Genomic DNA, 16367 nt, shown 5'->3' with positions numbered 1-16367 from the left:
TCAAGGCACACGACCCCGGTAACGATTCGGATGTCACACCCCTTCGCACACAACCCCCCGTATCGAAAGTCGGTCTTGCTGGTCGCGGAGCACGGCTGTGACCAGGGGTGTTCTGCCGCACAGCCAGCTCCACACTCTCGCCACGGGGACCACGTGTACGACTCAAGGGGAACCGAGCTCCGCCCTGCCCTCGTCCGGGGCGAGCGGAGCACCCAGGCCGCTCCGAACCGGCCCGCCCGCTTCCGGACCTTCCGCGCCTTCGACGCCTTCCGTACCTTCCGTCCCGGTCGGCGCCGCTTCCTGGCGTCCGCGACCGCCGCCGCGGCCGGTGTCACCGCGGCCGCCGCCGGTCTCGGCGGCTGCACCGTGCCCGCCCCGCGGCGTACCGGCCCGACCGCGGACCCGGCCCCGGGCATGCCCATCATGAGCTCGCGCCGGGCGCAGCTCATGCAGATCATGGCGCACCCGGACGACGACCTGTACTTCATGAACCCCGACTGCCAGCAGATGGTGGACTCCGGGGTGCCGCTGGTCTGCGTCTACGTGACCGCGGGCGAGCACAACGGCCTCAACCGCGTCCCCGGGGCGCGCACGGCCCCGCCCGAGGACCGGCCGGGCTACTCGTCCGCCCGCCACCAGGGCCTGCGCCAGGCGTACGCCGCCATGCTGGGCCTCGACATGTTCACGCCGTGGCAGAAGGGCGTGATGACGCTGCGCGGCGACCGGCAGGCCGAGGTCGACACGCTGACCCACGGCAACCGCCGCGTGGAGCTGGTCTTCCTGAACCTGGCGATGCACGAGCCGCGCCAGTACTACGCGCTGCCCTCGCTGTGGGGCGAGCGGGCGGCGACGGTCCGTACCGTCGTCGCGTCCGACTCGCCGGTGCGCCGGTCGTCCGAGTACGACCACGACGGGCTGATCGACGTGCTGGTGGGGCTGATGGAGCGCTACCAGCCCACCGTGGTGCACACGCTGGACCCCGATCCGGACCTCCAGCACAGCGACGAGGAGACCCGCAAGAAGGACTCCGAGCAGCCCGGCTACTCCGACCACGCCGACCACACCGCCGCCGCGTCGTTCAGCTGGGCGGCCCTGGTCCGCTGGGCCGCCGAGGCCAGCAGGGACGGCGGCGCGATACCCGGCTTCGTCGCCACGTCCTTCCGCGGGTACTACAACCGCCACTGGCCCAAGAACCTCCCCGAGTCGGTCCTCAAGCGGAAGGCCGCCAACCTCGTCCCGTACGGCGGCGACCCGGACTGGCAGTGCGGCAACCCGAGCGGCTGCGGCGACTACATGGTGGGCGGCAGGCGGCCGCTCACCAACAAGAAGGGCTGGGTCCGCGCCACCCACCACCGCTACGCCGGGGCGGGCCCCGTCGTGACCAGCGACCCGGACGGGCGGCTCGTCGTGTACGGGGTGCTGGGGCTGCGCGCGGTCCGCTGGCGGGAGACGGAGGCCGGCAGCGGCCAGTGGGAGCGGCCGGACGACCTGGGCGGCGGCCCCCTCGCGCCGGGCCTCGGTGCGGCGACGCTGCCGGACGGCCGCCGGCTGCTGTTCGGCCTGCGGTTTTCGGCGCTCGCCGGGCACCGGGCCGCGAACGACCGGGAGATCGTGGTGCTGGAACAGCGCTCCCCGGCGGCCCGTTCCTCGCGTGGAGCGGGCTCGGCAACCCGGAGCGCACCGACGACCGGGGCCGGCGCATCGGGGTGCCGGTGGCGGTCACCGCCCCGGACGGTCGGGTCCACCTGTTCGTGCGGAACGCCGACAAGGCCGTCAGCAGCCGTGTGCGGGAGACGGACGGCACCTGGGGCCCGTGGCGCGACCTGGGCGGCGGCGACATCCAGGACGGGCTGACCGCCGTCGTCGACGGCCGCGGCCTGGTGCACCTGTTCGCGGCGGGGCGCCGCACCGTGCACCACTGGGCGCAGAGCGCCCACGGGCAGCCGGTCGCGTGGCGGCCCGTCCCCGGGCTGCCCGCGCCGGACGGCCCGGTGGCCGCGGCGACGGCACCCGACGGGACGCTGGAGCTGTACTACCGGCGCCCCACCAGCAAGGAACTGACCGCGGTACGGATCCAGGGGACCGCTGCCCGGTCCTCCTCCGGCCCCGTGTTCCACGGGTACGGCCGGACCGACGCGGCCGGCACGCCGCAGGGCCCGGTGCTGCTCGGCCGCGACCTGCGCGGCCGGATGCAGCTGTACGTAGGAGGGCGCCGGGCCACCCGGGCGCACGGGGTGGTCCCGGTGGGGGCGGCCTCGCTGCACCTCGGCCCGCAGGGCGCGCTCGCGGTGGGCATCGGGGCGGACGGCTACCCGTGGTCGTGGGCCTCCCACAGCGACGCGGCCTGACCAACGCCGACGCGGCCACCCCCGGCGACACCGCCGCCCCCTCCCCTCGGGTTCTTTCCCATGGGGAGTACCGAGCCCCCGTACGCACGTGTACGGGGGCTCCGCCCGCAGAGGGACGGCCCTGTACGGCGGCCCGCGCCCCTGCGCCCCCCACGCCCCCGGCCCGTGGGGCGGCGACGCGCCGCGTGGACACGCCCGCCCTTCCGCGATCCCCGCACCGCGTGGGCGGGGCTCCGCGCACGGCAAAGGGCCCCGCACCGAAAGGTGCGGGGCCCTCGCTGATGCTCCAGGTGCTCCTGGGAGCTACCAGGTCAGCCGTTCAGGCCGTCAGAGAGTCCGGGGACTCACTTGACGATCTTGGTGACCTGGCCGGCGCCGACGGTCCGGCCACCCTCACGGATGGCGAACTTGAGGCCCTCCTCCATGGCGACCGGCTGGATCAGCGAGACCGACATGGTGGTGTTGTCGCCCGGCATGACCATCTCGGTGCCCTCGGGGAGGGTCACGACGCCGGTCACGTCCGTGGTACGGAAGTAGAACTGCGGGCGGTAGTTGTTGAAGAACGGCGTGTGACGGCCACCCTCGTCCTTGGACAGGATGTAGGCCTGCGCCTCGAACTCGGTGTGCGGGGTGACCGAGCCCGGCTTGATGATGACCTGGCCGCGCTCGACGTCCTCGCGCTTGATGCCGCGGAGCAGCAGACCGACGTTCTCACCGGCCTGGCCCTCGTCGAGCAGCTTGCGGAACATCTCGATACCGGTGACCGTGGTGGTGGTCTTCTCGGTCTTGATGCCGATGATGTCGACGGTCTCGTTGACCTTCAGGACACCACGCTCGATACGGCCGGTGACGACCGTACCGCGACCGGTGATCGTGAAGACGTCCTCGATCGGCATGAGGAACGGCTTGTCGACGTCGCGCTCCGGCTGCGGGATGGCCTCGTCGACGGCGTTCATCAGGTTGACGACCGACTCGGCCCACTCCGGGTCGCCCTCGAGCGCCTTCAGAGCGGAGACCTTGACGACCGGGACGTCGTCGCCCGGGAACTCGTACTCGGAGAGGAGCTCACGCACCTCGAGCTCGACGAGCTCCAGGATCTCCTCGTCGTCCACCATGTCGGCCTTGTTCAGGGCGACGACGATGTACGGAACGCCGACCTGGCGGGCCAGGAGCACGTGCTCCTTGGTCTGCGGCATCGGGCCGTCGGTGGCGGCGACCACGAGGATGGCGCCGTCCATCTGCGCGGCACCGGTGATCATGTTCTTGATGTAGTCCGCGTGACCCGGGCAGTCGACGTGCGCGTAGTGACGCGACTCGGTCTGGTACTCGACGTGCGCGATCGAGATGGTGATACCGCGCTGACGCTCCTCAGGAGCCTTGTCGATCTGGTCGAAGGCCGAAGCCTCGTTCAGGTCCGGGTACTTGTCGTGCAGCACCTTGGTAATGGCGGCCGTGAGGGTCGTCTTACCGTGGTCGATGTGACCGATGGTGCCGATGTTGACGTGCGGCTTAGTCCGCTCGAACTTCGCCTTCGCCACTGGGGTCCTCCTGTGGAGTGGTTCTGTACGCCTTACTCATCGGCGCCAGGTGATCTTTGCTGGGATGCCGGCCCCGGGGCGCGCGCCGCTCTTCGCGAGAATCGCGGCGAACGCCCCGGTGTATCCGGTGACAAGCCTAAAGCGTGAACTCGGTGGAGTTACTCGCCCTTGGCCTTCGCGATGATCTCCTCGGCGACGTTCCGCGGAACCTCGGCGTAGGAGTCGAACTGCATCGAGTAGCTTGCGCGACCCGAGGTCTTGCTGCGGAGGTCGCCGACGTAGCCGAACATCTCCGACAGCGGCACCAGGCCCTTGACGACACGGGCGCCGGCACGCTCCTCCATGGCCTGGATCTGGCCACGGCGGGAGTTGATGTCACCGATGACTTCACCCATGTAGTCCTCGGGCGTGGTGACCTCGACGGCCATCATCGGCTCAAGGAGCACGGGGGATGCCTTGCGCGCGGCCTCCTTGAAGGCCTGCGAACCGGCGATCTTGAAGGCGAGCTCGGAGGAGTCGACCTCGTGGTAGCCACCGTCGAGCAGGGTGACGCGCACGCCCGTCATCTCGTAGCCCGCGAGGATGCCGAACTGCATGGCCTCCTGGCAGCCGGCGTCCACGGAAGGAATGTATTCCTTCGGGATGCGGCCACCGGTGACCTTGTTGACGAACTCGTACGAGGCGTCGCCGCCCTCGATCGGCTCGATCGCGATCTGCACCTTGGCGAACTGACCGGTACCACCGGTCTGCTTCTTGTGGGTGTAGTCCACGCGCTCGACCGTCTTGCGGATGGTCTCACGGTACGCGACCTGCGGCTTGCCGACGTTGGCCTCGACCTTGAACTCGCGCTTCATGCGGTCGACGAGCACCTCGAGGTGAAGCTCGCCCATACCGCCGATGACGGTCTGGCCGGTCTCCTCGTTGGTGTGCACCTGGAAGGAGGGGTCCTCCTCCGCGAGACGCTGGATGGCGACACCCAGCTTCTCCTGGTCACCCTTGGACTTGGGCTCGATCGCGACCTCGATGACCGGCGCCGGGAAGTCCATGGACTCCAGGATCACCGGGGACTTCTCGTCGCACAGCGTCTCACCGGTCGTGGTCTGCTTCAGACCCATGACGGCGACGATGTCGCCGGCGCCCACCGACTCGATCTCCTCACGCTTGTTGGCGTGCATGCGGTAGATCTTGCCGATGCGCTCCTTCTTGCCCTTGACGGAGTTCAGCACCGAGGTGCCGGACTCCAGGCGGCCGGAGTACACGCGGACGAACGTGAGCTTGCCGAGGTGCGGGTCGCTCATGATCTTGAAGGCCAGGGCGGCGAGCGGCTCGGAGTCGGCCGGCTTGCGCTTGACGACCTCCTCCGGGTCCTTGACGTCGTGGCCCTCGATGGCCTCGATGTCGACCGGCGACGGCAGGTAGCGCACGACCGCGTCGAGCAGGGGCTGGACGCCCTTGTTCTTGAACGCGGTGCCGCAGAACACCGGGGTCACCGTGGTGCCGGTGCCCTTGCCGGAGGCGATGGTGATACGACGGATCGCGGCGTACAGCTGCTCCTCGGAGGGCTCCTGGCCTTCCAGGTACAGCTCCATGATCTCTTCGTCGTTCTCCGCGACAGCCTCGACGAGCTTGTTGCGGTACTCCTCGGCGGCCTCGGCGTGGGTGTCCGGGATGTCGACGATGTCGTACATCTCGCCCTTGGCGGCCTCGGCGGACCAGACCAGCGCCTTCATGCGGACCAGGTCGATGACGCCCTTGAAGTCCGCCTCGGCACCGATCGGCAGCTGCATGACGATCGGCTGCGCGCCCAGGCGGTCCGAGATCATGTCCACGCAGCGGTGGAACTCGGCGCCCGTACGGTCGAGCTTGTTGACGAAGCAGATGCGCGGGACGCCGTAGCGGTCCGCCTGACGCCAGACGGTCTCGGACTGCGGCTCCACACCGGCGACACCGTCGAACACGGTGACGGCACCGTCGAGCACGCGCAGGGAACGCTCCACCTCGACGGTGAAGTCGACGTGGCCCGGCGTGTCGATGATGTTGATGGTGTGGTCGACGTCCTCGAGCGGCCAGTGGCAGGTCGTCGCGGCGGACGTGATCGTGATGCCGCGCTCCTGCTCCTGCTCCATCCAGTCCATCGTGGCAGCGCCGTCGTGGACTTCACCGATCTTGTAGGAAACACCGGTGTAGAAGAGGATGCGCTCGGTGGTGGTCGTCTTGCCCGCGTCGATGTGGGCCATGATGCCGATGTTGCGCACCCTGGCCAGGTCAAGCGAAGTGGTAGCCATAAGGCTTCAGTCTTCTCTCGGTCTCGATGGGGGTTGCGACTACCAGCGGTAGTGCGCGAAGGCCTTGTTGGACTCGGCCATCTTGTGCGTGTCCTCGCGCTTCTTGACCGAGGCGCCGAGGCCGTTGGAGGCGTCGAGCAGCTCGTTCATCAGGCGCTCGGTCATGGTCTTCTCGCGACGGGCGCGGGAGTAGCCGACCAGCCAGCGCAGCGCCAGGGTGGAGGCACGGCCGGGCTTGACCTCGATCGGCACCTGGTAGGTGGCGCCACCGACACGGCGGGACTTGACCTCAAGAGCGGGCTTGACGTTCTCGAGGGCGCGCTTCAGCGTGATGACCGGGTCCTGACCGGTCTTCTCGCGCAGGCCCTCCATGGCGCCGTACACGATGCGCTCGGCGGTGGAGCGCTTGCCGTTCAGGAGGATCTTGTTGATCAGCGAGGTCACCAGAGGAGAACCGTAAACCGGGTCGATGATGACCGGGCGCTTCGGGGCGGGGCCCTTACGAGGCATTCTTACTTCTCCTTCTTGGCGCCGTAGCGGCTGCGGGCCTGCTTGCGGTTCTTGACACCCTGGGTGTCGAGCGAGCCGCGGATGATCTTGTAGCGAACACCCGGCAGGTCCTTCACACGGCCACCACGCACGAGCACGATGGAGTGCTCCTGCAGGTTGTGTCCCTCACCCGGAATGTAAGCGGTGACCTCGATCCCGCTGGTCAGACGCACACGCGCGACCTTACGCAGGGCCGAGTTCGGCTTCTTCGGGGTGGTCGTGAACACACGCGTGCAGACGCCGCGGCGCTGAGGGGAACCCTCGAGGGCGGGCGTCTTGTTCTTCTCGACCTTGTCCTGCCGGCCCTTGCGGACCAGCTGCTGGATCGTAGGCACTACTTCTCCGGTTTCTGTGTGCCGTATAAGTAAAGCTAACCTGGAACTTCTCCGACCCACGCGGTCGGGTGTGTCGAATCAGGCGGGCCCCCGCCGCGAGGCGGGAACGAGCACAGATTGCGGTGGCCCTTGCTGGCTGCCCGTGCGGTTGAGGACACGCACAGGAGCCCAGGCACACCCCAGGCACAAGGTCTGAGCGTACCTATCGCATGGACTCCGGTCAAAACAAATGCCACGGCCCCGAACCGGCCGCGCAACCCCTCGAACAGGTGCGGGAGGCGGTCCGGCCCCCGCCGGCCGCCCGGCGCGGCGGCGGCGACGACTTCCCCGTGCCCCCGCGCTCCGCCGCGGCGCCGGCAGATCCCGCCCGAGGGTGCGACCACAGCGCGCAGGAACGCCGCCGCAGACCGCAGGATCGCCCTGACCCCCACGCATCGCCGCGCCGCAGGACGCCCAGGCACCCGCGCCACCGCCCCGCCGGACGCGCGGCCGGGCGTCCCGGCTGCGGCGTACGCGCCCCGCACCGCGTCCCCCTGCCGCCACCCGCAGCCTCGGCCGGGGCCGGCCGGCGAGGCAGGCACCCGACCGGCCGCCGCCGCGCGCTGCGGTACCGCGCGACCACGACCTCGCCCGCCGCCCTCCTCTCTCCCCCGCCGGGTGCCGCACCCTCCCAGCCGGGCAGCGCCTTGAGCGGGAGCGCGCCGAGCGCCGGACGCGCCCGCCGTACAGAAGCAGCCCCGGCTCCCCACCACCCACGAACCCGCCAGAGCGGAGCGAGCACCCTGGCACGGGCCGGCCGGAAAAGGACGCCGGCGTCGAACACGGCGACCCGCAGGCGCAGGCACCGTGCAGGGCGCGTGCGGTCGGCACCCTTGGGGGAGGCACCGCCCCTGAGGCCGCGTGCCGCCGCCCCGGTGCGCCGGCGCACCGCCGCCCCCGTGAACCCGCGCACCAGCGCCCTGGCGGCCGCCCACGGACCCGCAGAACGCCAAGTGCCGGACCCGCAGTCCTGCGGCCCGCCGCCCCGCAGCCTCCGGCCCGCAACCCAGCGCCCCCAGCCCTGCCACTCCACAGGCCGCCGCCCCGCAGACCCGCGCCCCCAGCCCCGCCACTCCACAGGCCGCGGCCCCGCAGACCCGCGCCCCCAGCCCCGCGCCCCCGCAGGCCGCCAGGGCTGAGCGACCACCCCGCACACGGCCGCGCGCGCACCGCGCCGACCGGACCCCCAGCGGGCCGCGGCGGGCCGCGGCGGCGCGCCCCGGGCACGCCGAAGGGCGGCCACCCCGCACGGGGTGACCGCCCTTCGTCAGACGTACGCCTTACTGGTTGTACGGACCGTAGTCGTAGTCCTCCAGCGGAACGGCCTGGCCGGAGCCCGTGCCGAACGGCGAGTAGTCGATGTCGTCGTAACCGACGGCCGAGTACATCGCGGCCTTGGCCTCCTCGGTCGGCTCGACCCGGATGTTGCGGTAGCGGGACAGGCCCGTACCGGCCGGGATGAGCTTACCGATGATGACGTTCTCCTTGAGGCCGATCAGGGAGTCGGACTTGGCGTTGATCGCCGCGTCCGTCAGGACCCTGGTCGTCTCCTGGAAGGAGGCCGCGGACAGCCACGACTCCGTCGCCAGCGACGCCTTGGTGATACCCATCAGCTGCGGACGGCCGGAGGCCGGGTGGCCGCCTTCCTGGACCACGCGACGGTTCTCGGTCTCGAACTTCGAGCGCTCCACCAGCTCGCCGGGCAGCAGCTCGGCGTCGCCGGACTCGATGATCGTCACGCGGCGCAGCATCTGCCGGATGATGATCTCGATGTGCTTGTCGTGGATCGACACGCCCTGCGAGTTGTAGACCTTCTGCACCTCGCCGACCAGGTGGACCTGCACGGCCCGCTGGCCGAGGATGCGCAGCACGTCGTGCGGGTTCTCGGTACCCACGGTGAGCTTCTGGCCCACCTGGACGTGGTCGCCCTCGCCGACCAGGAGACGGGCGCGCTTAGAGATCGGGTAGGCCGTCTCCTCGCTGCCGTCGTCCGGCGTGATGACGATCTTCTTGGTCTTCTCGGTCTCCTCGATCCGGACGCGGCCGGACGCCTCGGCGATCGGGGCCATGCCCTTGGGGGCACGGGCCTCGAAGAGCTCGACGACACGCGGCAGACCCTGGGTGATGTCGTCACCGGCCACACCACCGGTGTGGAAGGTACGCATCGTGAGCTGGGTGCCGGGCTCACCGATGGACTGGGCGGCGATGATGCCGACCGCCTCACCGATGTCGACGAGCTTGCCGGTGGCCAGCGAGCGGCCGTAGCACATGGCGCAGGTGCCGACGGCGGACTCGCAGGTCAGGACCGAGCGGGTCTTGACCTCGGCCACACCGGCGCCGACGAGCTGCTCGATGAGCACGTCACCGAGGTCGACACCGGCCGGGGCCAGCACCTTGCCGTCGACGACGACGTCCTCGGCGAGGCAGCGCGCGTACACGCTGGTCTCGACGTTCTCCGTCTTCCGCAGGACGCCGTCGGCGCCGCGCTCGGCGATCGCCAGGCGCAGACCGCGGTCGGTGCCGCAGTCCTCCTCGCGGATGATGACGTCCTGGGAGACGTCGACGAGACGACGGGTGAGGTAACCCGAGTCGGCGGTACGCAGAGCGGTGTCCGCCAGACCCTTACGGGCACCGTGTGTGGAGATGAAGTACTCCAGCACGGACAGGCCCTCACGGAACGAGGACTTGATCGGACGCGGGATGGTCTCGTTCTTGGCGTTCGACACCAGACCGCGCATACCGGCGATCTGGCGCATCTGCATCATGTTTCCGCGCGCACCCGAGTCGACCATCATGAAGATCGGGTTCGTCTTCGGGAAGTTGTCGTTCATCGCCTCGGCGACCTCGTTGGTCGCCTTGGTCCAGATCGCGATGAGCTCCTGGGTGCGCTCGTCCTTGGTGATCAGACCGCGCTCGTACTGCTTCTGGACCTTCTCGTCCAGCGCCTCGTAGCCGGCGACGATGGTCTTCTTCGCCTCGGGCACGACGACGTCGGAGATGGCGACGGTGACACCGGAGCGGGTGGCCCAGTGGTAGCCGGCCGCCTTCAGGTTGTCGAGCGTCGCCGCGACGATCGTCTTCGGGTAGCGCTCGGCGAGGTCGTTGACGATCTCGGAGAGCTGCTTCTTGCCCACCTGGTAGTCGATGAACGGGTAGTCCTCGGGCAGCAGCTCGTTGAAGAGCGCCCGGCCGAGGGTCGTCTCCAGCCGGAAGCTGTCACCGGCCTGCCACTCGGGCTCGCCCTCCTCCGCCACCGGCGGAGTCCAGCCGCGGGGCGGGATGGAGCCGATCGGGAAGCGGATCTCGACCTTCGCCTGGAGCGACAGCTCGCGGGCGTCGAAGGCCATGATCGCCTCGGCGGTGGAGGCGAAGGAGCGGCCCGCGCCCTTGACCTCCCGGCCCTCCTCGTCGGTGGTGAGGAAGAACAGGCCGAGCACCATGTCCTGGGTCGGCATGGTGACCGGGCGGCCGTCGGCGGGCTTGAGGATGTTGTTCGAGGACAGCATCAGGATACGGGCCTCGGCCTGCGCCTCCGCGGAGAGCGGCAGGTGGACGGCCATCTGGTCACCGTCGAAGTCCGCGTTGAACGCGGTGCAGACGAGCGGGTGGATCTGGATGGCCTTGCCCTCGACCAGCTGCGGCTCGAAGGCCTGGATGCCGAGGCGGTGCAGGGTGGGCGCACGGTTCAGCAGCACCGGGTGCTCGGCGATGACCTCTTCGAGGACGTCGTACACGACGGTGCGGCCGCGCTCGACCATGCGCTTGGCCGACTTGATGTTCTGCGCGTGGTTCAGGTCGACCAGGCGCTTCATCACGAACGGCTTGAACAGCTCCAGCGCCATGTACTTCGGCAGACCGCACTGGTGCAGCTTGAGCTGCGGGCCGACGACGATGACGGAACGGGCCGAGTAGTCGACGCGCTTGCCGAGCAGGTTCTGACGGAAGCGGCCCTGCTTGCCCTTCAGCATGTCGCTGAGGGACTTCAGGGGGCGGTTGCCGGGTCCGGTGACCGGGCGGCCGCGGCGGCCGTTGTCGAACAGCGCGTCGACGGCCTCCTGGAGCATGCGCTTCTCGTTGTTCACGATGATCTCGGGCGCGCCGAGGTCGAGAAGCCGCTTCAGGCGGTTGTTCCGGTTGATGACGCGGCGGTACAGGTCGTTCAGGTCGGAGGTCGCGAAGCGGCCGCCGTCCAGCTGCACCATCGGACGCAGGTCCGGCGGGATGACCGGGACGCAGTCCAGGACCATGCCCTTGGGGCTGTTGGAGGTCTGCAGGAACGCGGAGACGACCTTGAGCCGCTTGAGGGCGCGGGTCTTCTTCTGGCCCTTGCCCGTGCGGATGATCTCGCGGAGCTTCTCCGCCTCCTCCTCCAGGTCGAAGGACTCCAGGCGCTTCTGCAGCGCGGCGGCGCCCATCGAGCCGTCGAAGTAGGTGCCGAAGCGGTCGCGCAGCTCGCGGTAGAGCAGCTCGTCGCCCTCCAGGTCCTGGACCTTGAGGTTCTTGAAGCGGCTCCACACCTCGTCGAGGCGGTCGATCTCGCGCTGGGCGCGGTCGCGGAGCTGCTTCATCTCGCGCTCGGCGCCCTCGCGGACCTTGCGGCGCACGTCGGCCTTGGCGCCCTCGGCCTCCAGCTCGGCCAGGTCGCTCTCCAGCTTCTTGGCGCGGGCCTCGAGGTCGGCGTCGCGGCGCTGCTCGATCTGCTGGCGCTCGACGGAGACGTGGGCCTCCAGCGAGGGCAGGTCGCGCTGGCGGCGCTCCTCGTCGACGTACGTGATCATGTACGCCGCGAAGTAGATGACCTTCTCCAGGTCCTTCGGGGCGAGGTCCAGCAGGTAGCCCAGCCGGGACGGGACGCCCTTGAAGTACCAGATGTGGGTGACGGGGGCGGCCAGTTCGATGTGGCCCATCCGCTCACGGCGCACCTTGGCGCGGGTGACTTCGACGCCACACCGCTCGCAGATGATGCCCTTGAAGCGGACACGCTTGTACTTGCCGCAGTAGCACTCCCAGTCCCGGGTGGGGCCGAAGATCTTCTCGCAGAAGAGGCCGTCCTTCTCGGGCTTCAGGGTGCGGTAGTTGATGGTCTCCGGCTTCTTGACCTCGCCGTGGGACCACTGGCGGATGTCGTCCGCGGTGGCCAGGCCGATCCGCAGCTCGTCGAAGAAGTTGACGTCGAGCACTATGCGTCAATCCCTCTCAGGGTTCGTGTCAATCCATGGTCTGTACGGGTCGCTGGGTGGCCGGCCGGACCGCGGGGGTCCGGCCGGCCGACCCGTCAGACCTCTTCGACGCTGCTCGGCTCGCGCCGGGACAGGTCGATGCCGAGCTCCTCCGCAGCGCGGAAGACGTCCTCGTCGGTGTCGCGCATCTCGATGGACATGCCGTCCGAGGACAGCACCTCCACGTTGAGGCACAGGGACTGCATCTCCTTGATGAGCACCTTGAAGGACTCCGGGATGCCGGGCTCCGGAATGTTCTCGCCCTTGACGATGGCCTCGTAGACCTTCACGCGGCCGGTGACATCGTCGGACTTGATGGTCAGCAGCTCCTGGAGGGCGTATGCGGCGCCGTAAGCCTCCAGCGCCCACACCTCCATCTCACCGAAGCGCTGGCCACCGAACTGAGCCTTACCACCCAGCGGCTGCTGGGTGATCATCGAGTACGGACCGGTCGAGCGGGCGTGCAGCTTGTCGTCGACCAGGTGGTGCAGCTTGAGGATGTACATGTACCCGACCGAGATCGGGTCCGGGAACGGCTCGCCGGAGCGGCCGTCGAACAGGCGCGCCTTGCCGGACGGCAGCATCATGCGGTCGCCGTCGCGGTTCGGGATGGTGTGCTCCAGCAGACCGGCCAGCTCGTCCTCGCGGGCGCCGTCGAAGACCGGGGTCGCGACGTTGGTGCCCGGCTCGACGCGGTCGGCGCCGATGGACTGGAGCCGCTCGGCCCACTGCTCCTGGAGGCCGGAGACGTCCCAGCCCTGGCTGGCGAGCCAGCCGAGGTGGATCTCCAGGACCTGTCCCGGGTTCATTCGGGACGGCACACCCAGGGGGTTGAGGATGATGTCGACCGGGGTGCCGTCCTCCAGGAACGGCATGTCCTCGATCGGCAGGATCTTGGAGATGACACCCTTGTTGCCGTGGCGGCCGGCGAGCTTGTCACCGTCGGTGATCTTGCGCTTCTGCGCCACGTAGACGCGGACCAGCTGGTTCACGCCGGGCGGCAGCTCGTCGCCCTCCTCGCGGTCGAAGACGCGCACGCCGATGACCTTGCCGGTCTCGCCGTGCGGCACCTTCAGGGAGGTGTCGCGGACCTCGCGGGCCTTCTCGCCGAAGATCGCGCGGAGCAGGCGCTCCTCGGGGGTCAGCTCGGTCTCGCCCTTCGGGGTGACCTTGCCGACGAGGATGTCGCCGGCGACGACCTCGGCGCCGATGCGGATGATGCCGCGCTCGTCGAGGTCGGCGAGGACCTCCTCGGAGACGTTCGGGATGTCCCGGGTGATCTCCTCGGGGCCGAGCTTGGTGTCGCGGGCGTCGACCTCGTGCTCCTCGATGTGGATCGAGGAGAGGACGTCGTCCTGCACGAGGCGCTGCGACAGGATGATCGCGTCCTCGTAGTTGTAGCCCTCCCACGGCATGAAGGCCACGAGCAGGTTCTTGCCGAGCGCCATCTCGCCGTCTTCGGTGGCCGGGCCGTCGGCGAGGACCTGGCCCTCGACGACCCGGTCGCCCTCGGCGACGATGACCTTCTGGTTGACCGAGGTGCCCTGGTTGGAGCGGGCGAACTTGGCCAGGCGGTAGGTGATGTACGTGCCGTCGTCGTTGGCGACGGTGATGTAGTCGGCGGAGAGCTCCTGGACCACACCGTCCTTCTCGGCCTTGACCACGTCGCCGGCGTCGACGGCGGAGCGGTACTCCATGCCGGTGCCGACGAGCGGGGACTCGGCCTGGATGAGCGGCACGGCCTGGCGCATCATGTTCGCGCCCATGAGGGCGCGGTTGGCGTCGTCGTGCTCCAGGAAGGGGATCATGGCGGTCGCGACCGACACCATCTGGCGCGGCGAGACGTCCATGTAATCGACGTCCTCGGGACTGAGGTAGTCGACCTCGCCGCCGCGGCGGCGGACCAGGACGCGGGGCTCGGCGAACCGGAGGTCCTCGGTCAGCGGCGCGTTGGCCTGCGCGATGACGAAGCGGTCCTCCTCGTCGGCGGTCAGGTAGTCGACCTCGTCGGTGACCTGGCCGTCGATGACCTTGCGGTACGGGGTCTCGACGAAGCCGAACGCGTTGACCCGGCCGTAGGAGGCGAGCGAGCCGATCAGGCCGATGTTCGGGCCTTCGGGGGTCTCGATCGGGCACATGCGGCCGTAGTGCGACGGGTGCACGTCGCGGACCTCGAAGCCGGCCCGCTCACGGGACAGACCACCCGGGCCGAGCGCGGACAGACGGCGCTTGTGCGTCAGTCCGGACAGCGGGTTGTTCTGGTCCATGAACTGGGACAGCTGGCTGGTGCCGAAGAACTCCTTGATGGAGGCGACGACCGGCCGGATGTTGATCAGGGTCTGCGGCGTGATCGCCTCGACGTCCTGGGTCGTCATGCGCTCGCGGACGACGCGCTCCATACGGGCCAGACCCGTGCGGACCTGGTTCTGGATGAGCTCGCCGACGTTGCGCAGGCGGCGGTTGCCGAAGTGGTCGATGTCGTCGGTCTCGACGACGATCGTCGAGCCGTTGGCACCGACGGTCTCCGTCTCACCGGCGTGCAGCTGCACCAGGTACTTGATCGTCGCGATGATGTCGTCGACGGTCAGGACGCCCGCGTCCAGCGGCTCGTCCGCACCCAGCTTCTTGTTCAGCTTGTAGCGGCCGACCTTGGCCAGGTCGTAGCGCTTGGGGTTGAAGTAGAGGTTCTCCAGCAGCGTCTGCGCGGCCTCACGCGTCGGGGGCTCGCCCGGGCGCAGCTTGCGGTAGATGTCGAGCAGCGCGTCGTCCTGGCCCTGGGTGTGGTCCTTCTCCAGGGTGGCGCGCATGGACTCGTACTCGCCGAACTCCTGGAGGATCTGCTCGGTGGTCCAGCCGAGCGCCTTGAGGAGGACGGTCACGGACTGCTTGCGCTTGCGGTCGATGCGGACGCCGACCATGTCGCGCTTGTCGATCTCCATCTCCAGCCAGGCACCCCGGGACGGGATGATCTTGGCCGAGAAGATGTCCTTGTCGGACGTCTTGTCGATGGAGGAGTCGAAGTAGACGCCCGGCGAGCGCACGAGCTGCGACACCACGACACGCTCGGTGCCGTTGATGACGAAGGTGCCCTTGTTCGTCATGAGCGGGAAGTCGCCCATGAAGACCGTCTGGGACTTGATCTCGCCGGTCTCGTTGTTCGTGAACTCGGCCGTGACGAAGAGCGGCGCGGCGTAGGTGAAGTCGCGCTCCTTGCACTCGTCGATCGAGTTCTTCGGAGGCTCGAAGCGGTGGTCGCGGAAGGTGAGCGACATCGACCCGGAGAAGTCCTCGATCGGGGAGATCTCCTCGAAGATCTCCTCAAGACCGGACTTGGTGGGGACGTCCTCTCCCCGCTCAAGAGCCGCCTCGACACGAGCCTTCCACGCCGCGTTGCCGAGCAGCCAGTCGAAGCTCTCGGTCTGCAGGGCGAGAAGGTTCGGAACCTCAAGGGGCTCCTTGATCTTTGCAAAGGAGATGCGCAGCGGAGCAGTGCTTGCGCCGGTGTTCGTATTCGCGGTCGAGGCGTTGCGCGAGGCGGCCAAGAGGGGGTCCTTCCGAGGGCTCGGACTCACTACGCGCGTACCGGTTCCCAGCCGGGCGCAGAGACGACGAATGTTCCTGAAGGGGCCAAAGGGCCTGGTCAGGGCACTCGGTCAACTGTGCTCTTGCGAGGGGATGCCCCTGGTGACGGGCAGGGAGCAGCTAACAGGCAGCGCAAAGGGTCAGTGTAGCCACTTGGCCCACTGATGTCCAGGGCGTGTAGATCGCGACCCTCGTTGTTCTCAACTTCGCGCACCTCGCGCCGTCAGCGCACATCGATACTGCCCGCTCGGTCACCGATCCATGCCTCGGATCTGGATCGTGTGCCGACGCGTCCTGAGAATTGCGCGCGGCGTGCGGTTCGTCAAGGCCCCTGGCTGAGCGGGGCGCACGGCGAAGATCACCATACTCCCCTGGAGCCCCAGTGCAACCCGGCTGCCACGCAACGACGGAAGGGCGACCACCCCAATGGGTGATCGCCCTTCCTCACGCCCGCGGAGGGGCGTCAGTACGA

Annotated in this window: 6 protein-coding genes and 1 pseudogene; 1 reads left to right on the top strand and 6 read right to left on the bottom strand. The window is 69.0% G+C overall.

The window, feature by feature from the left end; genetic code table 11:
• Positions 1 to 300: 300 nt before the first annotated feature.
• Positions 301 to 2348: pseudogene (locus L6E17_RS24290) on the top strand (PIG-L family deacetylase).
• A 344-nt stretch (positions 2349 to 2692) separates the two neighbouring features.
• On the opposite strand, the gene tuf reads toward L6E17_RS24290, so the two are convergent.
• The 6 genes from tuf to rpoB form a co-directional block, all read right to left on the bottom strand.
• Positions 2693 to 3886: an elongation factor Tu gene (tuf, locus tag L6E17_RS24285; RefSeq protein ID WP_236242853.1), complete on the bottom strand. Its 1194-nt coding sequence runs from the start codon at positions 3884 to 3886 to the stop codon at positions 2693 to 2695.
• A gap of 158 nt (positions 3887 to 4044) precedes the next feature.
• Complete coding sequence (gene fusA / locus L6E17_RS24280) at positions 4045 to 6171, bottom strand: elongation factor G (RefSeq protein WP_236242852.1); 2127 nt, start codon at positions 6169 to 6171, stop codon at positions 4045 to 4047.
• A 39-nt stretch (positions 6172 to 6210) separates the two neighbouring features.
• Entirely contained in the window at positions 6211 to 6681 is a 471-nt protein-coding gene (rpsG, locus tag L6E17_RS24275) for a 30S ribosomal protein S7 (protein WP_023587042.1), read from the bottom strand.
• Positions 6682 to 6683: 2 nt separating this feature from the next.
• A complete protein-coding gene (rpsL, locus tag L6E17_RS24270; RefSeq protein WP_003948652.1) occupies positions 6684 to 7055 on the bottom strand; it encodes a 30S ribosomal protein S12 in 372 nt (123 codons plus the stop codon).
• 1319 nt (positions 7056 to 8374) lie between these two features.
• Entirely contained in the window at positions 8375 to 12274 is a 3900-nt protein-coding gene (locus L6E17_RS24265) for a DNA-directed RNA polymerase subunit beta' (RefSeq protein WP_236242851.1), read from the bottom strand.
• A 95-nt stretch (positions 12275 to 12369) separates the two neighbouring features.
• On the bottom strand, positions 12370 to 15855 hold the full coding sequence (gene rpoB, locus L6E17_RS24260; RefSeq protein ID WP_236242850.1) for a DNA-directed RNA polymerase subunit beta: 3486 nt from the start codon (positions 15853 to 15855) through the stop codon (positions 12370 to 12372).
• Positions 15856 to 16367 lie beyond the last annotated feature (512 nt).

This window comes from Streptomyces sp. CC228A, from assembly GCF_021390935.1.
Classification (GTDB): Bacteria; Actinomycetota; Actinomycetes; order Streptomycetales; family Streptomycetaceae; genus Streptomyces.
Note: the sequence above shows the minus strand (reverse complement) of the source record. Positions and strands in the feature narration are given on the sequence as shown.